Genomic DNA, 21,137 nt, shown 5'->3' with positions numbered 1-21,137 from the left:
TTATACAATTAAAGGTAAAGTTATATGATATTTTTTGCATCACAAAAAATTTAACTCAATATCATAAATTCGTTTTTCGTTTCAATTATTTCGTTAACTTTGCTCAACTTTCAAATTAATAATTGTCTGATATGTTCGATAACAGCAAACGCGCTTTTATAGCTATTAACGATGGTGCGGAAGTATGCCTTATACCCAGGATGGCAAACCGTCACGGCCTTATCACCGGTGCTACCGGCACAGGGAAGACAGTCACCCTGCAAACATTATCCGAGACCTTCAGCGAGATGGGAGTACCCGTGTTCGCCGCCGATATGAAGGGTGACCTCTCCGGTGTGGCAAAGACAGGAGGGAATAAGGAGAGTGTTACAAAACGTGTAGAACAATATGGCCTGCCCGAAAAAGGATTCGAATACAAACCGTTCCCGGTACGTTTTTGGGATGTATTCGGCGAACAGGGGCATCCGGTACGGACCACCGTCACCTCCATGGGGCCCCTACTGCTGGAACGTTTGCTGGACCTGAACGAGACACAGGGCGCCATCCTCACCATGGCCTTCCGGATCGCCGACGATAACGACCTGCTGCTGATCGATCTCAAAGACTTGCAGAAGATGCTGCAATATATCGGTGATAACCGGGCACAATTCACCACCAAGTACGGTAATATTTCTCCCGCAAGTATCGGCGCCATCCAACGGGGATTGATCCGGCTCGAAAACGAAGGAGCCGACAAGTTCCTCGGCGAGCCTGACCTGGAAATCACCGATTTCATCCAGACCGAACAGGGAAAAGGAGTGATCAATATCCTTGCTGCCGACAAGCTGATGAGGTCACCACGGGTATATACCACCTTCCTGCTATGGTTGCTCAACGACCTGTATGAGACACTTCCTGAAGTGGGTGACCTGGAAAAACCGAAACTGGTCTTTTTCTTTGATGAAGCACACCTGCTCTTCAACGATATGCCCTCGGCACTACTCGAAAAGGTGGAGCAGATAGTCCGGCTGATCCGATCCAAGGGTGTGGGGATCTATTTCTGCACCCAAAATCCGGCAGACATCCCCCAAAGTATTCTCGGCCAACTCGGAAACCGTGTACAACATGCGTTGCGTGCCTACACACCCAACGATCAGAAAGCGGTAAGGGTAGCCGCCAACACTTTCCGTGCCAATCCCGCCTTCGATACTTCCGAAGCCATCACCCAACTCAACACGGGTGAGGCGCTCATTTCGTTCCTCGATGAAAAGGGTGCTCCACAAATGGTGGAACGTGCCAATATCCTCCCGCCGCAGGGTCAGATAGGCCCAATCACCGTAGGTGAAAGGGATCAATTGATCCGGAGTTCCCTGATTTACGGGGTGTATGAGAATTTTATCGACCGGGAATCAGCCTTTGAAATACTGTCGAAAAAGCAGGACCTGCTTGAGGAAGAGCGGCGTCTTGCCACAGAGGAAAAGGAGCGTATCCGCCAGCAAAAAGAGGCACAGAAAGCAGCCCTCGAAGAAGAGCGGATGAAACGTGCCGTGGCGCGGCAAAAGAAAGCCGACCAGGGTTTTCTGGGTGACATCCTCTCCCAGGTGGGTAAGAGCACACAACGGCAAATCAGCAACGAACTGGGCAGAACCATTACCCGCAGTATTTTCGGAGCGCTTTTCGGAAAGAAATAAGCCCATTATGCATCCCTGGCACATGTATAAAATACTGTTCAAACATTACTGGCTGAAAAGCATCCGCTCACCCGGATACTACAAAAACCTGGTGATCAACATCCTGATGGGCTTCATGATTCTTTATCTTGTGGTAGTCCTCGTGATGATGGGATTCATGCTGCCCAAACTGCTACAAGAAATAGCTCCCCAACAGGACCCGGCGAGTACATTCAATGGAATCATGATATACGGTGTGATAGCCATACTCCTGATCCGTTACATCATGCAACCGTTGAGCACCCTCAATCTGGAGAATTACCAGGTATTCCCCATCAAAAGGCATATATTGGTCAATTATCTCCTGTTGAGACCATTACTCAACCCGCTAAACTATATCATACTCTGTCTTGCTATTCCCTTTTCCATCACCGGTGTATCTCCGGTTTATGGGGCAGGAGGTACTTTCCAATTCCTGTTTCTGGTTATTTTTCTGATCTGGTTCAACACTCTGCTTGCCCCTCTTCTAAAACGGAAATTCAGCAATCTACTCCTCGGTATGATTGTCATGCTGGCCATAGGAAGCCTGCTGGCAACACTGGAGTATTTCAAAATATTCTCGTTGTTTCAACTCTCTCAAGATATTTTTGATTTTCTACTCAGTAGACCTTTTATCTGGATTACCGGCATATTGCTCAGTGGATGGGCCTTTTTGCTCAACAAACGCTACTTCTCAAAGAATTATTATCCCGAAAAGATCGACAGAAAAGTAAAAAGGAAAGAGGTAGACACCGGGAAATTCACCTTCATGGAACGATTCGGGAAAATAGGAGAACTTATTTCTCTCGAAATGAAATTGGTGCTTCGCCACAGTCGGACCAAGAAGACGCTCTATACAGGCATCTTGTTCCTGTCCTACGGATTGCTTTTCTACCCGAATAGTACCCACGACAACCAAGCCGGATTATTGATGTTTGTCGCCATTTTTGTCACCGGAATCGGGATGATCATCTTCGGCCAATGGATCATTAACTGGGATGGTGCCCATTTCGATTTTCTGATGACAAGGGATATAGACACGCAGACCTATATCAGGGCCAATTACTATTTCATGCTGGCATTAAGCGTTGTGTCATTTATCCTCACTACTCCCTATTTCTTTTTTGGGAGGGAAATCATTATTTATCATTTGGTCGCTCTCATCTATAACGTAGGAGTCAATATATACGTTTACCTTTTTGGAGCCACTTTCAACACCAAACGGTTGGAACTCTCAAAAGGCTCTTCAATGAATATGCAAGGGGCAAGCTACAAGAATTTTATCATAGTGATTCCACTGGTTGTACTTCCCACCCTGTTGATCATCGTCTTCGATTCGATCTCGGCCATCCATATAGCACTGATCATTCTTACGCTATTGGGATTGGCAGGGATTCTCTTCCGCGGACCGATTTTGAAAATGATTGAACAGCAGTTTCTGAGAAGAAAATATGCCCTCTGTACAGGATTCAGAAAAAAGGGTTAGGTCCCACTCATCAATCTCATTCAATCTCATCAATCTCATCAATCTCTATAATACAAACCGATAAAGCTACCTATATGCAAGCAAATACTCCCCCACCCATCCCTCACGACATAGCGCGCGGAACTGAAATTATCTCGGTGATAAACCTGAGAAAAACATATCACGGCGTTACCGTGTTGGATATCCCATCTATGGGAATCGATCATGGAGAGAGTTTCGGACTGGTGGGAAACAATGGTGCGGGGAAGACCACCTTTTTCAGGCTGATCCTTGATCTTATTGAAGCCTCCTCCGGCGAGGTGAAGATCGATGGGGAAAAAGTGGCCCGTCACGACGAATGGAAGTCGAAAGTGGGATCGTTTCTCGACGAGAGCTTCCTGATCGATTTCCTCACACCCGAAGAATATTTTAATTTTACCGCCAAGGTATATAACAAGTCAGAAGGTGACGTCTCCCAGTTTCTGGAATCGATGAAAGAGTTCTTCAACGGGGAAATACTGGGATCGGGGAAGTTGATCCGTGACCTGTCAAAAGGGAATCAGAAGAAAACAGGCATTGCCGCGGCACTCATCAGCGACCCGCAGGTATTGATCCTCGATGAACCTTTCACAGCACTTGATCCCACTTCACAAATCCGGTTGAAACGGATGCTCAACGAGTTGAAAATGACAAAAAAAATGACGATGTTGATTTCAAGCCACGACCTCAATCATGTAACTGAAGTATGCGATCGTATCGTGGTGCTCGAGAAGGGGAATGTTGTAAGAGATATCCGCACAAGGGAGAACACGCTAAAAGAACTGGAATCATATTTTGCAATATAAGGGTAATTTAAGAGCTGTAATGGGTCGGAAAACTACGATTTTCGAAACTTGAGTAAATATTTATTCTAATGAATAAATTATCAACTTGCTAAATATCAGCTTTTTATAATTCGACTGAAAATTTTATCCAACTAAGATTGGGTAATATCGTTTAGTAGAGGTTATCTTTGCAGTCTATAAATAATTCAGGCACGTACAGCAATAAACCACAAAAAATAATGAAGGAGCCGGAAACCAATAAAGTGAGAGAACAAAAACAAATCAACCCTGTTACAGACTGGTTTATCCGTCTAATGAAAGGAGCCCTCGTAGGGATCGGATTCATTCTTCCCGGCTTGTCGGGAGGTGTACTGGCCGTGATCTTCGGCATCTATGACCCGTTGATCCGGTTTCTCGCCGACATACGGAAGAAGTTCATGAAGAACGTGCTTTACTTCCTTCCGGTAGCCATCGGCGCCGCCATCGGCATCGTCCTTTTTGCCGTAGTGGTAGAGAAAGCATTCGGCAAATATGCCGCACTGTTCGTCTCCCTCTTCGTGGGATTTGTGGCAGGTACTTTTCCGTCCCTCTATAAAACAGCAGGCCAGCAAGGAAGGAAATCCTCCGATATAGGCATTCTTATCGTTACCACTATCGCCATTTTTGCACTGATGATGGTCGGTGGGCAGCAACTCACCGAAGTAACCCCCAACCTGATGGTATGGCTCGGATCAGGCTTGCTGATGGGATTGGGGTTAATCGTCCCGGGAATGAGTCCCTCCAACTTCCTTATCTACTTTGGACTTTACGACAAGATGGCGACCGGCATCAAGGATTTCGACTTCGCGGTCATTATTCCGCTGATCATCGGGTTTATCGTCTGCGTGCTGCTTTTTGCCAAGCTGGCTTCATGGCTTTTCCGGAGATATTACTCCGGCATGTATCATTTCATACTGGGAATGGTAGTGGGTTCTTCACTGGCCATCTTCCCCACGGTGGTATTCCCGGCATTCACCGCCGATCAACTGGCTTTGGCCGGATTGAGTTTTTGGGGAGCGTTGCTCTGGAGCTTACTGCTTTTCATAGTGGGTACCGTGGCCTCCTGGCTTTTCAGCAAAGTGGAAGAGAAATATCCACGGGAAGAGATGTTTTAATCCTCCCCGGCAATCCTGATCCGGGGGTTACGGTCTTTCAATTCGGCTATCAGGGCATCCATATCCGATTCCTTTACCCTCAGCACTTCAAAACCCCGCACCTTGTCGATGCGCAATTGGTTCTTTTTTATCTTTTGCAAACCTATTATATCGCCAACGGCTATTCTTCTGTTCTTAGAGAACAACCGCAATACAAAACGGATTTCGAGAAAATTCAATTCAGTAATAACATATTCCCTTATGGTCGTCGATAGAATAAAAATAATACCAAAGGAGATGTAGAAGATATCCATCCAGATTATTTCTCCCTGCCTGTGCCTGTAAAAAAGAAATCCCAGCAGGAAAAGCAATGCAATCCCCCAGAAGAGGTTTCCTAATCCGTTATCTGCTTTATATTTTTTCTCCACAACTGTCGAATTAAAGTTAGACAACCCAAATGCAAATATACACTTATTCGCCGAAAATAGATGATAAAATAAAAATAATCAAGGAATAGATCAACAAGACATTTTTATCGACGAAACCGGATTTCATACGGATAAACCTCACAAATACATCTATATATAATTGAATATATGACACTTAATCATCATAAAAGATAATTTTTGATTTAAACTTTTACTTATCTTCGCATGTCATAAGAACAGATCTTATTTTTATTCACTTTTTAAAATGTATGTATTATGAAGAAAATTGTATTCATGGCACTGGTTGCCATATTCACCTTGGGCTTTACCCTTGAAGCGCAGGACAACACAAGAAATAGAAGGGATAACAGGCAGGATGCCCGTAGCGGCATGAGATGGAGCGCAACAGAACGCGCCGAGAACATGGAAAAGCAATTGGGATTAACGCCCGAGGAGAAAGCCAAGGTACAAGCTCTATTTGAGGAGCAGGATGCTAAACGGGCCGAACAGGTTGCCGAACAAAGAGCCAAAAGAGACGAGGCAATGAAGGAACGCACTGTAAATCGCGAAGAGATGCGGGCGCTGCGTGAAAAGGAGGTAACCGAAAACGATGCCCAACTGGAAACTATTATCGGAAAGGAAAAGATGGACCAGTGGAAAAAATATCGTGCCGACCGACAGAAAGAAATGCGTGATTCCCGGCCGGTTGGAAGGCGCGGAGGGGGACCACGTTGAATGTTTGAACGAACGAGATTACATTAATAAACTACGGGTAAACTTGAATAGCCGCCCCATTTTGTGAGGCGGCTATTTACGTCAGTAATATTTCCTGTAAAGTTGCCGGAAAGCCCGAGTGGTTTTAAACCGGTCGAGCCAATGGTTCAGACTGTCCAGCAGCACGGGAGAATCTTTCCGCACTGCCCATGCTTCCAACTGCGTGAAACTGATATCGGTTTCAATATCTATCTCCGGCAAGAGTTTCGCCAGCCGCAGGGCCATTTTCTCATCGCATACCGTAAAGTCTATATCACCTGAGGCCACCATCATCACCAACTGTTCGGCTTCATAGGTTGGATCTTCCACAATAAAGATAGTATCCCCTATTTCATGGGAAAGATTGTTCAAACGTAGGATAGCAGGAGAATCAGCTGCTACCCGGATGGTTTTTCCAGCCAGGTCGAGATGCTGCCGTATCGGCCCTATACTGTCGTTATACTCCTGCTTGCGTTGCACCAACACCTGTTTGTTCAGCGTAATCGGGTTTGAGAAGGCAAAAGTATCTTTCAACTGCATATTGACCGGGATATTACGGGCGACCAGGTCATAGCGCATTGCCTGTAGTCCCTCCAGATTCTCATCGAGGCTATTCTCCAGGAAGAGATTCACCTTGATCCCCCACTCTTTTTCTAAAGCCAGGATCATCTCCCGCTGAAAACCCTGTAAAGAATCTCCCGAAACATACAATCCGATGCTGTTGTAATCTGTCACTACATTCAATTCACCCGATGATATTATCTCGCTATAATCACGCGGAGCAAGGGGTGTACTCCGGGAACCGCCCATCCCCGTCCTGAGGAGTATCATCACCACTACGGCGACTATCAGCAAAAGAAGGTAGAGATATAAACGTTTTCGGTATGGCAAGCCTGTAAAGAATTAATTATGTAAATTCACCGAAACTCCCAACCTGAGGATAGGAGGATTGACCGGATACCCCGGTAATGAAAAATATTCTTTCGGATTCATGAACTGTGAAGCCACGTTATAGTACATCACATAAAAACGGGTCTGTTTCAGGTGCATATTGGCATAGACAGTAGCGATAGGATAGTTTCCGATTTCTTTTTCCCGCTGATTGTAAAATTGCAACAGGGCCGGCTCATAACCGGGCACAAAATATTTTGTATGATAATGGGCGTCCACTCCCAGTTGCAAAGTGAGTTCGTTCACGATTTTCGTTTTCAGATACATATTGGAATACAGACTGAGCTTGGGCACGGGGATCACCTCCTGATTGCTTGAAGTCTGGTAGACCACCTGGTTATCCCAGTTGAATATGCCCAACCGCAGGTTCTGTTCCACACGCAAGGTCAGCAATTGTACATTGTCACCCTCCTGGGCAATTTGCCTGTCCTGATCATAATAAATGAAATTCTGCAAATTTTCCACCCCCGCGCTCAACGTCGTATTTGTAAACGGTATATGCAGCTTACCGCCTACATACACCCTACGAATATCCCCAAAATTATGGTTCCACCGGAAATATTTCGAGTAATAGTTCTCTTCCAGGTATTTAGGCTTCAAATTTTTGATGTATGCATTCGCCGAAAGAGTGGTCCGCTTTCCGGCAATATCAAAACCGGTCTCCACATCCCCCATCACCCTGAATTCACCCAGGTTCGCGCCCAATAGTCCAAGGTCTGCACGGATATTAAACAGGAGGTTTTCCCCCTGCTGTTTATTCAACAAGCCTCCTATGGTAACGGCGCTTTCACGGTGCTTCATCATGCCGGTTCCCACGCTGTCACTCATGGAATAATTGCGCAGGTCATGTTCCAGAAAAACGGTCAGTCCGAACTTCACCCACTCTTTAAACCCTTCCCGCAAACTGATAGAAACACTGTTTTTCATGGATGTAAACCGGATACTGTCGTCCACGGCCCTTTCATAATACCGGTTGGGATAAAACTGGTCTATCCGTTGCATATCCACGCCCCCCACATTCACATAAGCAGTATCATACGACAGGAATCGCCGGTACTGCTGGGTATATTGCGACGAGAAACCGATACTTGCCACAGGCACGAACCGCCCCTTTCCCTTGTGCAACGAATCGCCCGGCACATCCACATACCCCAGGTTATACCTGCCCGACAAGAAAAAACGATTGTTCCGTAACGAATTCCATGTGCTGGTAAACTTGACCGGGATATCCCTCGCGGTGAAACTCTGTTGGATGGAATCCGGATGTGTGACAAACAGTTCATCCGTAATTCCCCCGTTCTCCGCATTTTTCACCGATCCCGTATTTATAAAAGCATGTGCTTCAATCCTGTCGGTGAGGTAATTCCCAAAGAGTGAAAAGTTATTATGTTTTACCGCTTGTGAGTTGTAATATCCCCGGCTATTGATCAAATCGACATCCAACCCCACATTCAGGCTTTTCCCGAAATTGGAAGTCAATCGCGCCTCAAAACGTTCTTCCCGGGTCAACTTAGGATTGGCACGGTTATAACTCAGCCGGGAATAAGGTACCGGCGTATTGACGAACAATACTTTTTCCGGGTCTTTGAGATAGAGATAGTAGGCATTGTTGAATATAAACGGCTCGGTTTCCGGCCTGTCGGAAAAGATCTTCGAGAAAGCCGGTGATCCCAACGGTGCCAGAAAACCCATCGCGACCGATTGTCCGTCGGGAAGGATGCTCTGCTGGTAATTATAAAGCAATGTATCCGACTCGGCCGGCAAGCGGTTACCGGTACGCGCGTCGATCCTCCAGAGGGTCATTCGTGGCGACTGGAGCAAGGAGTCGCCCCCCGTACCAGACCCATTCAGGCGGTTGAGGTGCGATGGCCTCCCAACTGATATCGAATCATCGCCGAGGTCAGGATGCTGGGGAACCTGTCGGGGAAGAAGATCCAGCGAATCGCGATTCGTCGTGATCTGCGATGAATCGGGCAGGATAATACGTGCCTGCGGATACGCAGTCCACACACACAGGATACATACCAAAAGGGATATAAACAGCTTTTCTTTCATCGGGTGCAAATCTACATAAAAAATTGCCATCCACAGATAACCAGACCCGCTTTTCTCTTATTTTTGAGGATTTTTAGGAAGGAATATAACCCTAAATCATTTCTGTAAACTGACAAATTTAAGATAAGAATTATTATCAGCAACATAAAAAAAATCTATTTACCCCTTGTTTCAAATAATTTCATTATCTTTGCCGCATCAAAATAACAAAAATGAAAGCAAATCTGTTCCATCATCATCATTTTCACACTTGCACCCAGGCGAGTTGAGGTTGGTATGTACGAACAGAAAAAGCATATATGCACAAACCCGTCTGAATAAAACTCAGGCGGGTTTTTTTATTGAACATCAATATGGAAAAAATTAAAATCGCTATTCAAAAGAGCGGACGGTTAAGCGAAAAATCCCTTGATCTCCTCACGGAGTGCGGTATCAATGTCTCCAACGGCAACCGCAAACTGAAAACAGAAGCCCGTAACTTCCCCATGGAGATTCTCTTTCTGCGGGATGACGATATCCCGCAATATGTGGAACAGGGCGTGGCCGATATCGGTATCCTGGGACAAAACGAAGTATGGGAAAAAGAAAAGGATGTGGAAGAGATCGAGAAACTGGGTTTCGGGAACTGCCGCCTTTCACTCGCCATCCCGAAAGATGAAGTATATACCGGACTCGATTATTTCAACGACAAAAGGGTAGCAACAAGCTATCCTAAAATCCTGAAGAATTTTTTCCGGGAAAAAGGGATCAACGTGAAAATCGAAGAACTGGGAGGAAGTGTGGAGATAGCTACCGGGATCGGTCTGGCCGATGCCATTTTCGATATAGTGAGCACCGGAAGTACGCTTATCATGAATGGTCTAAAGGAAGCGGAAGCCATCATCAAAAGCGAAGCGGTACTTATTGTCAACAAAAACCTGCCTCCCGCTAAAACCGAACTGCTGGAGCAGTTGTTATTCCGTATAAAGGCTTACAAAAACGGTCGTGGCAAGAAGTACGTATTGCTTAACGCTCCCAATGATGTCATACCCGATATCGTAAGGTTGCTGCCCGGCATGCGCTCGCCCAGTATCCTTCCCTTGGCAGACCAAGGATGGAGCAGCGTCCACTCTGTCATCCGTGACGACGATTTCTGGGAAATCATCGATGAGTTGAAACGCCTTGGAGCCGAGGGTATCCTTGTGATTCCCATTGAGAAGATGATAATTTGATGTGATGATGTGCCAATGAGACTAATAATTTAATTATTTGCAATTTAATTGGCATATTGGCTTATTAATAAATTAGCACATTATTTCAGTCTTAGTTCTTGACTCTTGGCTCTAAATAAAGTTATAATGAAAACGATTTCAAACCCTTCACAAAGCAAAAGAAAAAAACTTGCCGAACGCCCTATGATCAAACAGCGGAAGCTGATGAATACGGTGGAGAAGATTTTTTACAATATCCACCGCAAGGGAGATAAAGCAGTACTGACATACAGCCGCCAATTCGACTGGCCTGTCCAGGAGAGGCTGGAAGTAGATCGCGAGACCATTGAAAAAGCCGCTTCTTTGGTATCTGAGCGGTTGAAAAAAGCCATCGAACTTGCATACAGGAATATAGAGGCTTTTCACCGGTCGCAACAGGAAGAGGTACGGAAAGTGGAGACAGCTCCCGGTGTAGTCTGCTGGCGCGAATCGCGACCCATCACACGGGTGGGTATCTATATCCCGGGTGGCACTGCCCCACTCTTTTCCACCGTACTGATGTTGGCTGTACCTGCAAAAATTGCCGGTTGCAAAGAGATCGTACTGTGTACACCTCCCAATGAGGAAGGAAATATTCATCCTGCTATCCTTTATGCTGCCTCCCTGACAGGCGTAACAAAAATATTTGCGGTAGGAGGTATCCAGGCTATCGGGGCGATGACCTTCGGCACGGAGAGTATCCCCAAGGTGGATAAGATATTCGGACCGGGAAATCAATATGTGATGGCTGCCAAACGATCGGCTCAATATTACGGAACCGCCATCGATATGCCGGCAGGACCCAGTGAACTCTTAGTGATTGCCGACGACACTTCCATGCCGGCATTCGTTGCTGCTGATTTATTGTCGCAAGCCGAACACGGGCCTGACAGCCAGGTAATCCTTCTTTCCGATAACAAAAAAGTGATCAAAGCAGTCAACAAAGAACTGGATATCCAACTGGAGAACCTACCCCGGAAAGAGATTGCAGCACAGGCACTCAAAAACAGCAAGGCCATCCTTTTCAACGATCTGGACGAATGTGTGGATTTCAGTAATTTCTACGCTCCGGAACACCTCATCCTGGCTACTGAAAACCCGGTATTGCTGGGTCGGGGAGTCACCACGGCCGGTTCCGTCTTCCTCGGGCACTACAGCTGCGAGAGTGCCGGCGACTATGCCAGCGGCACCAACCACACACTTCCCACAAGCGGACATGCGGCGGCATATAGCGGCGTATCACTCGACAGCTTCGTCAAGAAGATCACCTTCCAGCAACTCAGCGAAGAGGGAATTATCAGCATCGGCAACGCAGTAGAGATCATGGCCGAAGAGGAACAACTCATGGGCCACAAAAACGCCATGACCCTGCGTCTGGGAGCAGTCAAAGCAAGACAAACTGCCGCCGGTCTTACGCAGGGACAGATATCGGAACAAAATTCTTTACAAATAGAAGAAGAGGGATCTCAGGTTTCATTACAGACCGAACTACAAAAAGCAGATGAGTTCCCACAAACAACACCACAAGAAACAAAAGAATTCCCTCAAACAGAAATGCAAGAAGATGACAATGGAGAAATTTGATCTGGAAACACTGGTACGTCCCAATATTCTGGGATTACATCCCTACTCCAGCGCTCGAGATGAATTTACGGGCAATGAAGGTATCTTTCTCGATGCCAACGAGAATCCGTTCGGACAAAACAATCGTTATCCCGACCCTCATCAACGGCTACTCAAAAAAGCCCTCTCCGAGAGAAAACAGATCCCGGTGGAGAATATTTTCATTGGAAACGGGAGCGACGAGGCAATCGACCTGATCTACCGTATCTTCTGTGAACCTCAACGGGACCGGGTAATTATCTGTCCACCTACCTATGGCATGTACGAGGTGTCGGCCAATATCAATAACGTGGAGGTGATCCGGGTGCCGCTCAACGATCAATTCGAATTGGATATAGATAAGATGCTGTCCCATAGAGCTCAATGCATCTTCGTCTGTTCTCCCAACAACCCTACAGGCAACCGCTTGCAAAATATAGAGCGGCTGCTCCGGGAATTCCACGGAATCGTGGTGGTCGACGAAGCCTATATCGATTTCAGTTCAGAAGGCAGCTTCCTCGAAAAGCTGGCAGACTACCCCAACCTGATCGTGATGCAGACTTTCAGTAAGGCGTGGGGACTGGCAGGCGCACGCGTGGGAGTCGCCTATGCAAGCGAAGCCATCATCGCGCTGATGGACAAGACAAAGCCTCCTTACAACGTGAGCGCACTGAATCAGGCGGAAGCTTTGAGAGCCCTTTCCAACCCGCTCGAATTTGAGCGGCAGCTCGCCATTATCCTGGAGCAGCGCGCATGGCTGGAAAAAGAGTTGAAAGAATTGGCCGTGGTACGCCATATATACCCTTCCGATGCCAATTTCCTGCTGGTGGAGGTGACGGATGCCAATGCCATCTATCAATACCTGGTGGATAAAAAGGTGGTTGTGAGAAACCGTCACAGCGTTGTCCGGCATTGCCTCCGCATCACAGTGGGCACCCCGGAAGAAAACCGGATGGTGGTTAAGTGCTTAAGTGAAAAGGTGGAAGACGAAGAGAGTTGGAGAGTAGGAAGGTGAAAAATTAAAACTAAAAACTAAGAAGTGAAGTAATTTAAGAAGTCTTTATTCTTTGTTCTTTACTCCTTATTCTAAAAAAATATGAAAAAAGTATTATTTATCGATCGGGACGGGACGTTGATCATTGAACCGGAAGACGAACAGATCGACAGTCTCGAAAAGTTGGAATTCTACCCCAAGGTATTCCGGAACCTCTCCCGTATCGCGGGAGAACTGGAATATGAACTGGTGATGATCACCAACCAGGATGGACTGGGTACTCCTTCATTTCCCGAAGAGACCTTCTGGCCCGTACAGGATAAAGTCATCAAGGCTTTCGAAAATGAGGGTGTACACTTCAATGAGGTGCTGATCGACCGCTCTTTCCCTCACGAAAATCTACCCACCCGTAAACCGGGCACGGGCATGCTTACCCATTACCTGAAGGGGGAATACGATTTGGCACACTCCTATGTAATAGGAGATCGGATTACAGATATACAATTAGCTGAAAATATCGGATGTAAGTCTATTTTATTAAGCAATAGTTCACATCAGGGAACTGACTTGTGCACTACCGATTGGGGAGAAATCTACCGGTACCTGAAACAACAGCCACGTAAAGGTAAAACAGCGAGAAAGACCTCCGAGACCGATATTTTCGTAGAGGTGAACCTCGATGGAAACGGGAAAAGTGATATTGATACCGGGATCGGATTTTTCGACCACATGCTTCACCAGATATCACGCCACGGCAATATCGACCTTACCATCCGTGTGAAAGGTGACCTGCAGGTGGATGAACACCACACCGTCGAAGATACGGGGATCGCCCTTGGGGAAGCCTTTCTACAAGCGCTGGGCAAGAAAAAAGGAATAGAACGATACGGTTTTTTGCTGCCGATGGACGATTGCCTGGCACAAGTAGCCATCGACTTCGGGGGACGCCCGTGGTTAGTATGGGAGGCCGAATTCAAACGTGAATTTGTGGGCGATCTCCCTACTGAGATGTTCATGCACTTCTTTAAATCGTTCAGCGACAACGCGCGGTGTAACCTCAACATAAAAGCCGAAGGCGACAATGAACACCATAAGATAGAATCGATCTTTAAAGCCTTTGCACGCGCCATAAAAATGGCGGTAAGGCATGACGGAACCGAAGGGATACCCAGCACAAAAGGAACCATTTGATTGATGTGGTGATTTAATGATGTGATGATGTGATGATTTAACGATTAAATAATTAAAAGATTAAAAGATGATCGCAATTATCAAATACAATGCCGGCAATATCGCATCGGTTAGGAATGCAGTCAAACGGCTGGGCTACGATTGCAAGGTAACCGGCGATATCGGTGAGATCCGTTCGGCTGACAAGGTCATCTTCCCCGGTGTAGGAGAAGCAGGATCGGCTATGACATATCTAAAAGACAAAAAGTTAGACGAAATTATTCAATCTTTAGTTCAACCTACTTTGGGTATCTGTCTGGGACTACAGTTGATGTGTCGGCACTCGCAGGAGGGTAACACAAAATGTTTGGGTATCTTCGACGCGGAAGTGAAAAAATTTCCGGCAACCGATATCGTACCTCACATGGGATGGAACAACCTGAACATGGAAGGCAGTCCCCTTTTCACCGGTTTTGGCAAAGAGGATACAGTTTATTTTGTACACAGCTACTATGCCGAAATCTGCTCCGAAACCATCGCCCGTTGCGACTATATCCTACCATTCAGCGCAGCCATGCAAAAAGATAATTTTTACGCTACGCAGTTTCATCCCGAAAAATCGGGTGATGTGGGCGAAAGGATACTGAGAAATTTTTTAGAACTGTAATTAGGAATTAGATCGGTGAAATGTGACAATAGGATGATTCAATGACGGCAAATAAATGAGAATTAAATGAGAATTAAATGAGAATTATTCCAGCTATAGATATTATCGACGGTAAGTGCGTACGCCTCACCAAAGGCGACTACAGCACAAAAAAAATATATAATGAAGATCCGCTTGAAGTGGCCAAAGAATTCGAGGCCAACGGCATACGATACCTGCATGTGGTGGACCTTGATGGCGCCCGTTCCAAACATATCGTCAATCATAAGGTTTTACAAGATATCACCTCAAAGACTTCTCTTAAAGTAGACTTCGGTGGTGGTATCAAATCGGATGAAGACATCCGCATCGCTTTCGAGAATGGAGCGGCACAAATTACCGGCGGAAGTATCGCCGTACAACAACCCGATATTTTCCGGCAATGGCTCGACAGATACGGTCCGGAAAAAATTATCCTCGGTGCCGACAGTAATAATCGGAAGATTGCCACGCACGGCTGGATGCAGCAATCGGAGCTGGATGTGGTGGACTTTATCTCGGGTTATGCAAGGGAAGGAGTCGTTTACGTTATCTGTACCGATATCCAGAAAGATGGCATGCTCCAGGGAACCTCTAATGAATTGTATAGGGAAATTATTGAAGAAACTGGTGTAAAACTGATTGCCAGCGGAGGTGTTTCATCCGTCGATGATTTAACTGTTTTGGAGCAACTCGGTTGCGACGGAGCAATCATAGGAAAGGCGTTTTACGAAGGGAAAATTGGGCTGCCGGAATTGCGGGAGTTTATTGGATAAAAGTGCCTGAGTGCCTGAGTGGACAAGTGCCTGAGTGCCCAAGAGGACAAGTAACTGAGTGGCTTACTAAGTCTTGAATCTTGGTTCTTGATTCTTGAATCTCAAATATTAAACAAAGAAAATGTTGAAAAAAAGAATTATTCCCTGTCTTGATATCAGGGACGGACGAACCGTAAAGGGGGTCAATTTCGTGGATATCCGTGATGCCGGTGATGCGGTGGTACTTGCCAAACGGTACGTAGAAGAAGGTGCGGATGAATTGGTGTTCTTGGATATCACCGCCACCATCGAAGGGCGTAAAACACTTACGGAATTGGTTACCCGGGTTGCGCAGGAGATCAATATCCCGTTTACCGTGGGCGGAGGTATCCACTCATTAGACGATGCCCGTGCCATCATCCAGGCCGGAGCGGACAAGGTCAGCCTCAACTCCGCTGCCGTCAAACGACCAGAACTGATCACCGAAATTGCCGGACAATTCGGAAGCCAGTGCGTTGTATTGGCCATCGACACCAATTTTCAAAATAACGAATGGATTGTCTATACTCATGGGGGTAAAACAGCGACTGATCTCCGCACTGTCGACTGGGCAAAGGAGGGAGAACGGTGCGGGGCTGGAGAGATCCTGCTCACCTCCATGAACAACGATGGCACCAAAGACGGTTTTGCCATCGATATCACGGCTGCGGTCAGTGAAGCGGTAGCGGTTCCCGTTATCGCCTCAGGCGGGGCGGGAACAGTGGCTCATTTTTCGGAAGTATTTACAAAAACAAAAGCCAGTGCGGCTTTGGCTGCCAGTATTTTTCATTTCGGGGAGATATCCATCCCCACACTCAAAGATTATTTAAAAACTCAAAACATACCCATACGATGAATATCGATTTTTCAAAATCGGGAGGATTAGTTCCTACCGTCATTCAGGACACGCTCAGCCTACAGGTATTGATGGTAGGCTACATGAACGAAGAAGCATTAGAAAAAACAAAAAAAGAAGGGAAAGTCACCTTTTTCAGCCGAAGTAAAAACCGCCTCTGGACAAAAGGAGAGACATCGGGCAATTGGCTGATCGTGGACGAAATACTCACCGACTGCGACAATGACACCATCCTTATCAAAGCCTATCCGCAAGGACCAACCTGCCATACCGGCTCCACATCCTGCTTTGGCGATAAACAACCCAAAGGATTTCTGTACGAACTGGAAAACGTGATTGAGCAACGGATTACAGAAAACCCCGAAGGATCCTATACGTCAAAACTGTTCAGTCGCGGAGTGAACAAGGTAGCCCAAAAAGTGGGAGAAGAAGCCGTAGAGTTGGTGATCGAAGCCAAAGACAACAATATCGACCTGTTCAAAAACGAAGCCGCCGACCTGCTCTATCACTTCCTGATCCTGTTGAAAACAAAGAAACTGAAACTGGAGGATATTGAAGCAATATTGGTAGAAAGGCATAAATAAGAGATTGTTTTGAAGTTCTTATTTTATATCTATTTTCTAATGAGCGAATAATATTTTTCTTCAAAGATTTGGTAAAATCGCTTACCGGGTATTATATTTGCAGAGTTAGAATAACAGATAAAAAGCAATACGATGCGACATCCGGAAATAATTAAAACTATCCAAGAGATCCTGCGTCGGGTTGCACCGGATGCAACAGCTATTCTCTTTGGTAGTGAAGCGCGTGGGGACGCCCAACCAGACAGTGATATAGATGTGCTAATACTGGTCGATAAGGAGAAAATCAGCCTGCAAGACAGGCAAACAATCACATTTCCTCTTTATGATGTGGAATTGGATACTGGGATAATGATTAGTCCGAAAGTATTCTCGAAGCAAGTGTGGGAAGGGCAGATGTCTATCACACCTTTCTACCGGAATGTAATGAAGGAGGGGATTTTACTATGAACCAAGCAATCCGTCAGGCAATTGTTGCTCACCGTTTAGAGAATGCTCATAAAACCCTTGCAGAATTACCAATATTAATGGAAAACAAATTATGGAACACAGCCGTGAATCGTTTGTATTACGCCAGCTATTACGCTGTTTCGGCACTTCTTATAAGTTATAATATTGAAGCGAAAACCCACTCCGGCGTTCGCAGTATGCTTGGTATGAATTTTACCAAAACAGGGAAGTTATCCATAGAAATGAACAAGTTTTACTTCGACTTATTTGAAAACAGACAAGCAAGTGACTATGCCGATTTCATTTATTTCGACCGTGAAACAGTGAATGAACTATATCAACAGGCGACCCTTTTCATTAAAACTATTGAAAAGTTAATAAAAAGATAGTCTCTGCCATACCAAATAGAACAAAGATGTCAGTGATAAGTATCTGTGAATTTAGGGCCTGTGTAAGTAATTGTTACGAGCATACATAATTTGTGGAAGCCACAGATGATGGTTTTCAAAAAACTGAAAATATTTGGATAATAGTATCCATTTCGCTACCTTTGCCTCATGTTAATCAATTAAGCATTAACATTATGAAACGAGCATGGTAATTGTTCTCGCAGAAGTAGATGACTAAAAGCGAGTTCCATACGACACCATTGAATTTTTTCGATAAGTGAATACAGAGGTAAAACTTGTTTTGACTCTGTTGAACGAAGAAAAAATCTGATGAAATAGAAAATAAATAATTTTAGTCGTATGAAATACAATGAATTTCATCGAAAAATAAAAAAGAATGGTTAGAAGTTTGTCAACGCAACCGGAAGCCATTATTTTTATGAAAAGGACGGAATTATTTCTCCCCCAGTTCCCTATCATGGTTCAAAAGAGATGGGAGAAGGGTTAAGAATAAAATTGTCAAAAGAACTAGGGCTTGGAACCCCGAAGTCTTAAAAGAAAAAGTAGTGATGAAAAAAATAATTATTATCATTGAGAGTAGTAGCGACTATTTTGATGCGTATGCGGAAAACTGCCCCGGCATTTATGGTGCGGGAGAAACCGTAGAAGCTGCACAAAAAAATGTATTGGAAGGGTTAACGTTATATATCGAACAAAATAAAAATCACCTTCCTGAAATACTAAAAGGGGATTATGGCATTGAGTTTAGGTATAATGTCCAGTCTTTTTTAAAAAGGTATGCTAAACAGTTTTCGTTATCCGGTTTAGAAACTATTACCGGCATTAATCAAAAACAGTTAAGTCATTATGTTACCGGACGAAAGCGTCCGCGTAAAAACACGGTCAAGAAAATAGAAAAATCCATACACAATTTTGCCAAAGACCTAAGTCAGGTTCATTTCGTTTGATGTATGCTAACCGGTGACACGCACTTTCCGGCAGACAATCCAGACTTTTCGTTCGTCTGAGAGTGTAGTAGCGAACAGATATATATCGCCCCCCTCCTGCAATCCGGTTTTACGGCGGATTTCGGCGACGGTCATCGGGAAATTGCGGACAGTAATGTTCGCTTTTTTTGTTTCTTGGGAAAAGTCCTTTATGTTTTTCTTATTCGGGACAAAAAAGGTCTCTATTTCAAAAATACGTCCGGGAAATTCTTTAACCAGCTTATCTGAAGTATATAAATGGCTGTTAACATGCAGTTTTTGAAGGTCGTACGCCAGTGCTACCGACTTAAAAGCAGCCGCTTTGAGGATGGAGGCATTGGGTTCGTACAAATAGCGTTCAGGGGTTTCGGCAAAGAAGACCACTGCTTTTTGTTCTTGTGCCATGGTAAATGAAAAGTACTCTCCTCCGCCCAACCGTTTAAGATTCACCGCCACAAACCGGGGACTCTCCATAGAATTTGCACGGCTATTGGAGGAAAGTGCTGATTGCGCAGGGAAATCCACCGACTCTCTTTCAGTTTTCCCCAAGACAGTTTTCGATAAGAGGAAGAGCAGTTCCTTGCATTCGTTATCCACCGAAACGACATGCACCTCACTCACACAACCCAGACTTTTCACCGCCAAAGAGATATCCAGCATGGGTGAATATTTCACCATGATCTTACTCGATTTCTCCAGCAACAACGATTTTATTTCCAATATATCGGGACTGCAATCCTCAATCCGGAACACTTTTTGCCCGCTATCATCCCGCCGTGAAGGATCGAGATAGATAAAGTTTAAAGGAGATGTTTCTTTTAAAAAATTCTCTGCTCCTGCACAATACACTGCCACATTCTCCAATCCCAACACCTCAAAATTATGCTCCGCGAAACGGCATAATTCCTTATTCTGGTCTACATAAATCGCTTCCCGGAAATAAGGCGAAAGAAAAGAGAAATCCACGCCCATTCCTCCGGTCAAATCGGCAAAGGTATTGCTGTTACCCTCAACCGCCTCGGGACTCGTCACCTCAACAAAGGGGAGCAAACCACTAAACAATTCAGCCCCCTTTGAAACCAGCGAAGCCTTGTAACGGGCGGTAAGCTCTGATGAAGACTGTTCCAGAGATAGGTGTGGCGGATAAACGATATCTCTCTCCGCATACCATGACGGAATTTTCTTTTCTGTCATTTGTCGTCCTGCAATCTGCGTCAGCAACAAAGACATATCGTCGCGCATGAAACGCAATGCCGTTTCACGGATATCGTCACGCTCATGTGCACGGATAAACTGCTTTTGTTCGGAAGTCAACTGCATAGAACCCTATAAAAATAAAAACAACCATACTTTGGAAAGCAGGCTGTTTTTATCAACTAAAAAATTATATATTATGGTTCAAGTTCCGTCTTACCGGAACACCAAAGGCAATTGCTGTTAGGCTTCTGCCTGTACTTTCGGCTGCACCGACACGAATGAGCGGTTGTCCCTCCTTTTACGGAAAACTACAACGCCATCTACCAGTGCAAACAAGGTATGATCTTTACCCATACCCACATTCTCTCCGGGATGGTGGGATGTACCGCGCTGACGCACGAGTATATTACCGGCTTTTGCCGTTTCACCACCGAATATTTTAACGCCCAATCGTTTACTTTCCGATTCGCGGCCGTTCTTGGAACTACCTACACCTTTCTTATGTGCCATTTCCTTCTGATTTTAACTGATTAAGCAATAATTTCCTTTACTCTCACTTCGGAAAACTGTTGACGGTGACCGTTCAGCTTCCGGTAACCTTTTCTTCTTTTCTTCTTGAAGACAAGGACTTTGTCGCCTTTCACGTGGGAAAGGATCTCTACTACCACTTTTGCTCCGTCGATCACCGGCGCGCCAACTGTTACGGCACCATCGTTATCCACGAGCATCACCTTCTCAAATTCCACCTCAGCACCCTGATCGGCGTTGATCCGGTGGACAAATAATTTTTGGTCTTGTTCAACTTTAAACTGTTGACCCTGAATGTCTACAATGACGTACATAAATAAAATAACCTGAAGTTACGTGCCTGAGGCGGACTGTTCTCCACAGCCTCTTTTTTGGCCTA

General features: G+C 45.4%; 22 protein-coding genes. 16 read left to right on the top strand and 6 right to left on the bottom strand.

Going from position 1 to position 21,137, the window contains the following annotated elements:
- The first annotated feature begins 131 nt into the window (after window positions 1-131).
- From ABV001_RS15270 to ABV001_RS15255, 4 genes are all read left to right on the top strand, one after another.
- A complete protein-coding gene (locus ABV001_RS15270; RefSeq protein ID WP_352423602.1) occupies window positions 132-1,670 on the top strand; it encodes a helicase HerA-like domain-containing protein in 1,539 nt (512 codons plus the stop codon).
- Between the two features lie 7 nt (window positions 1,671-1,677).
- Window positions 1,678-3,174 (top strand): DUF5687 family protein, encoded by a 1,497-nt coding sequence (locus ABV001_RS15265; RefSeq protein ID WP_352423601.1) that lies wholly within the window; start codon window positions 1,678-1,680, stop codon window positions 3,172-3,174.
- Between the two features lie 128 nt (window positions 3,175-3,302).
- Window positions 3,303-3,998, top strand: coding sequence for an ABC transporter ATP-binding protein (locus tag ABV001_RS15260; RefSeq protein ID WP_352423697.1), 696 nt, complete (start codon window positions 3,303-3,305; stop codon window positions 3,996-3,998).
- 218 nt (window positions 3,999-4,216) lie between these two features.
- Complete coding sequence (locus ABV001_RS15255) at window positions 4,217-5,131, top strand: DUF368 domain-containing protein (protein WP_352423600.1); 915 nt, start codon at window positions 4,217-4,219, stop codon at window positions 5,129-5,131.
- Here the strand turns inward: ABV001_RS15255 and ABV001_RS15250 are convergent.
- On the bottom strand, window positions 5,128-5,538 hold the full coding sequence (locus ABV001_RS15250) for a hypothetical protein (RefSeq protein ID WP_352423599.1): 411 nt from the start codon (window positions 5,536-5,538) through the stop codon (window positions 5,128-5,130). The genes ABV001_RS15255 and ABV001_RS15250 overlap by 4 nt on opposite strands.
- 276 nt (window positions 5,539-5,814) lie before the next feature.
- Between ABV001_RS15250 and ABV001_RS15245 the strand changes: the two genes are divergently transcribed.
- Window positions 5,815-6,273 (top strand): type 2 periplasmic-binding domain-containing protein, encoded by a 459-nt coding sequence (locus ABV001_RS15245; RefSeq protein WP_352423598.1) that lies wholly within the window; start codon window positions 5,815-5,817, stop codon window positions 6,271-6,273.
- A gap of 81 nt (window positions 6,274-6,354) precedes the next feature.
- On the opposite strand, the gene ABV001_RS15240 is transcribed toward ABV001_RS15245, so the two are convergent.
- On the bottom strand, window positions 6,355-7,182 hold the full coding sequence (locus tag ABV001_RS15240; protein WP_352423597.1) for a transporter substrate-binding domain-containing protein: 828 nt from the start codon (window positions 7,180-7,182) through the stop codon (window positions 6,355-6,357).
- 12 nt (window positions 7,183-7,194) lie between these two features.
- The gene (locus tag ABV001_RS15235; RefSeq protein ID WP_352423596.1) at window positions 7,195-9,297 is read right to left on the bottom strand and encodes a putative porin; all 2,103 of its coding nucleotides are present in this window, start codon (window positions 9,295-9,297) and stop codon (window positions 7,195-7,197) included.
- A 353-nt stretch (window positions 9,298-9,650) separates the two neighbouring features.
- On the opposite strand from ABV001_RS15235, the gene hisG reads away from it, so the two are divergent.
- The 11 genes from hisG to ABV001_RS15180 all read left to right on the top strand — a co-directional run bounded on the left by hisG (window position 9,651) and on the right by ABV001_RS15180 (window position 19,015).
- Window positions 9,651-10,508, top strand: coding sequence for an ATP phosphoribosyltransferase (gene hisG, locus ABV001_RS15230; RefSeq protein WP_352423595.1), 858 nt, complete (start codon window positions 9,651-9,653; stop codon window positions 10,506-10,508).
- Between the two features lie 126 nt (window positions 10,509-10,634).
- Entirely contained in the window at window positions 10,635-12,110 is a 1,476-nt protein-coding gene (hisD, locus tag ABV001_RS15225; protein ID WP_352423594.1) for a histidinol dehydrogenase, read from the top strand.
- Window positions 12,097-13,143 carry a histidinol-phosphate transaminase gene (gene hisC / locus ABV001_RS15220; protein ID WP_352423593.1) on the top strand — a complete coding sequence of 349 codons (1,047 nt, stop codon included), beginning with the start codon at window positions 12,097-12,099 and terminating at the stop codon, window positions 13,141-13,143. The genes hisD and hisC overlap by 14 nt, the downstream gene beginning before the upstream one ends.
- A gap of 81 nt (window positions 13,144-13,224) precedes the next feature.
- Entirely contained in the window at window positions 13,225-14,313 is a 1,089-nt protein-coding gene (gene hisB / locus ABV001_RS15215; protein WP_352423592.1) for a bifunctional histidinol-phosphatase/imidazoleglycerol-phosphate dehydratase HisB, read from the top strand.
- Window positions 14,314-14,380: 67 nt separating this feature from the next.
- Window positions 14,381-14,959 carry an imidazole glycerol phosphate synthase subunit HisH gene (gene hisH / locus ABV001_RS15210; RefSeq protein WP_352423591.1) on the top strand — a complete coding sequence of 193 codons (579 nt, stop codon included), beginning with the start codon at window positions 14,381-14,383 and terminating at the stop codon, window positions 14,957-14,959.
- Window positions 14,960-15,036: 77 nt separating this feature from the next.
- Window positions 15,037-15,753, top strand: a complete 717-nt coding sequence (hisA, locus tag ABV001_RS15205) for a 1-(5-phosphoribosyl)-5-[(5-phosphoribosylamino)methylideneamino]imidazole-4-carboxamide isomerase (RefSeq protein ID WP_352423590.1) — start codon at window positions 15,037-15,039, stop codon at window positions 15,751-15,753.
- A 121-nt stretch (window positions 15,754-15,874) separates the two neighbouring features.
- Window positions 15,875-16,627, top strand: a complete 753-nt coding sequence (gene hisF, locus ABV001_RS15200) for an imidazole glycerol phosphate synthase subunit HisF (protein ID WP_352423589.1) — start codon at window positions 15,875-15,877, stop codon at window positions 16,625-16,627.
- Window positions 16,624-17,211 carry a bifunctional phosphoribosyl-AMP cyclohydrolase/phosphoribosyl-ATP diphosphatase HisIE gene (gene hisIE / locus ABV001_RS15195; RefSeq protein ID WP_352423588.1) on the top strand — a complete coding sequence of 196 codons (588 nt, stop codon included), beginning with the start codon at window positions 16,624-16,626 and terminating at the stop codon, window positions 17,209-17,211. The genes hisF and hisIE overlap by 4 nt, the downstream gene beginning before the upstream one ends.
- 132 nt (window positions 17,212-17,343) lie before the next feature.
- Window positions 17,344-17,658 carry a nucleotidyltransferase domain-containing protein gene (locus ABV001_RS15190; protein ID WP_352423587.1) on the top strand — a complete coding sequence of 105 codons (315 nt, stop codon included), beginning with the start codon at window positions 17,344-17,346 and terminating at the stop codon, window positions 17,656-17,658.
- Entirely contained in the window at window positions 17,655-18,047 is a 393-nt protein-coding gene (locus tag ABV001_RS15185; RefSeq protein ID WP_352423586.1) for a HEPN domain-containing protein, read from the top strand. The genes ABV001_RS15190 and ABV001_RS15185 overlap by 4 nt, the downstream gene beginning before the upstream one ends.
- A gap of 569 nt (window positions 18,048-18,616) precedes the next feature.
- Window positions 18,617-19,015 carry a type II toxin-antitoxin system HicB family antitoxin gene (locus ABV001_RS15180; RefSeq protein ID WP_352423585.1) on the top strand — a complete coding sequence of 133 codons (399 nt, stop codon included), beginning with the start codon at window positions 18,617-18,619 and terminating at the stop codon, window positions 19,013-19,015.
- 6 nt (window positions 19,016-19,021) lie between these two features.
- Here ABV001_RS15180 and ABV001_RS15175 read toward each other — a convergent pair whose 3' ends face one another.
- The 3 genes from ABV001_RS15175 to rplU all read right to left on the bottom strand — a co-directional run bounded on the left by ABV001_RS15175 (window position 19,022) and on the right by rplU (window position 21,072).
- The gene (locus ABV001_RS15175; RefSeq protein ID WP_352423584.1) at window positions 19,022-20,353 is read right to left on the bottom strand and encodes a class I SAM-dependent methyltransferase; all 1,332 of its coding nucleotides are present in this window, start codon (window positions 20,351-20,353) and stop codon (window positions 19,022-19,024) included.
- 117 nt (window positions 20,354-20,470) lie between these two features.
- Window positions 20,471-20,740, bottom strand: a complete 270-nt coding sequence (gene rpmA, locus ABV001_RS15170; protein WP_294083311.1) for a 50S ribosomal protein L27 — start codon at window positions 20,738-20,740, stop codon at window positions 20,471-20,473.
- Between the two features lie 20 nt (window positions 20,741-20,760).
- A complete protein-coding gene (gene rplU, locus ABV001_RS15165; RefSeq protein WP_294082884.1) occupies window positions 20,761-21,072 on the bottom strand; it encodes a 50S ribosomal protein L21 in 312 nt (103 codons plus the stop codon).
- Window positions 21,073-21,137: the final 65 nt, after the last annotated feature.

Origin of the sequence: Proteiniphilum sp., assembly GCF_040307845.1 — a bacterium.
Classification (GTDB): Bacteria; Bacteroidota; Bacteroidia; order Bacteroidales; family Dysgonomonadaceae; genus Proteiniphilum.
This window is presented reverse-complemented; position numbering and strand designations above follow the sequence as displayed.

Coding starts and splice junctions, on each gene's coding strand:
- hisIE (WP_352423588.1), top strand. CDS start 16,624: ATGAATATCGATTTTTCAAAATCGGGAGGATTAGTTCCTACCGTCATT.
- hisG (WP_352423595.1), top strand. CDS start 9,651: ATGGAAAAAATTAAAATCGCTATTCAAAAGAGCGGACGGTTAAGCGAA.
- ABV001_RS15270 (WP_352423602.1), top strand. CDS start 132: ATGTTCGATAACAGCAAACGCGCTTTTATAGCTATTAACGATGGTGCG.
- ABV001_RS15180 (WP_352423585.1), top strand. CDS start 18,617: ATGAAAAAAATAATTATTATCATTGAGAGTAGTAGCGACTATTTTGAT.
- hisB (WP_352423592.1), top strand. CDS start 13,225: ATGAAAAAAGTATTATTTATCGATCGGGACGGGACGTTGATCATTGAA.
- ABV001_RS15185 (WP_352423586.1), top strand. CDS start 17,655: ATGAACCAAGCAATCCGTCAGGCAATTGTTGCTCACCGTTTAGAGAAT.
- hisD (WP_352423594.1), top strand. CDS start 10,635: ATGAAAACGATTTCAAACCCTTCACAAAGCAAAAGAAAAAAACTTGCC.
- ABV001_RS15265 (WP_352423601.1), top strand. CDS start 1,678: ATGCATCCCTGGCACATGTATAAAATACTGTTCAAACATTACTGGCTG.
- hisC (WP_352423593.1), top strand. CDS start 12,097: ATGGAGAAATTTGATCTGGAAACACTGGTACGTCCCAATATTCTGGGA.
- ABV001_RS15190 (WP_352423587.1), top strand. CDS start 17,344: ATGCGACATCCGGAAATAATTAAAACTATCCAAGAGATCCTGCGTCGG.
- ABV001_RS15255 (WP_352423600.1), top strand. CDS start 4,217: ATGAAGGAGCCGGAAACCAATAAAGTGAGAGAACAAAAACAAATCAAC.
- hisF (WP_352423589.1), top strand. CDS start 15,875: ATGTTGAAAAAAAGAATTATTCCCTGTCTTGATATCAGGGACGGACGA.
- rplU (WP_294082884.1), bottom strand. CDS start 21,072: ATGTACGTCATTGTAGACATTCAGGGTCAACAGTTTAAAGTTGAACAA.
- hisA (WP_352423590.1), top strand. CDS start 15,037: ATGAGAATTATTCCAGCTATAGATATTATCGACGGTAAGTGCGTACGC.
- ABV001_RS15235 (WP_352423596.1), bottom strand. CDS start 9,297: ATGAAAGAAAAGCTGTTTATATCCCTTTTGGTATGTATCCTGTGTGTG.
- ABV001_RS15175 (WP_352423584.1), bottom strand. CDS start 20,353: ATGCAGTTGACTTCCGAACAAAAGCAGTTTATCCGTGCACATGAGCGT.
- hisH (WP_352423591.1), top strand. CDS start 14,381: ATGATCGCAATTATCAAATACAATGCCGGCAATATCGCATCGGTTAGG.
- ABV001_RS15245 (WP_352423598.1), top strand. CDS start 5,815: ATGAAGAAAATTGTATTCATGGCACTGGTTGCCATATTCACCTTGGGC.
- rpmA (WP_294083311.1), bottom strand. CDS start 20,740: ATGGCACATAAGAAAGGTGTAGGTAGTTCCAAGAACGGCCGCGAATCG.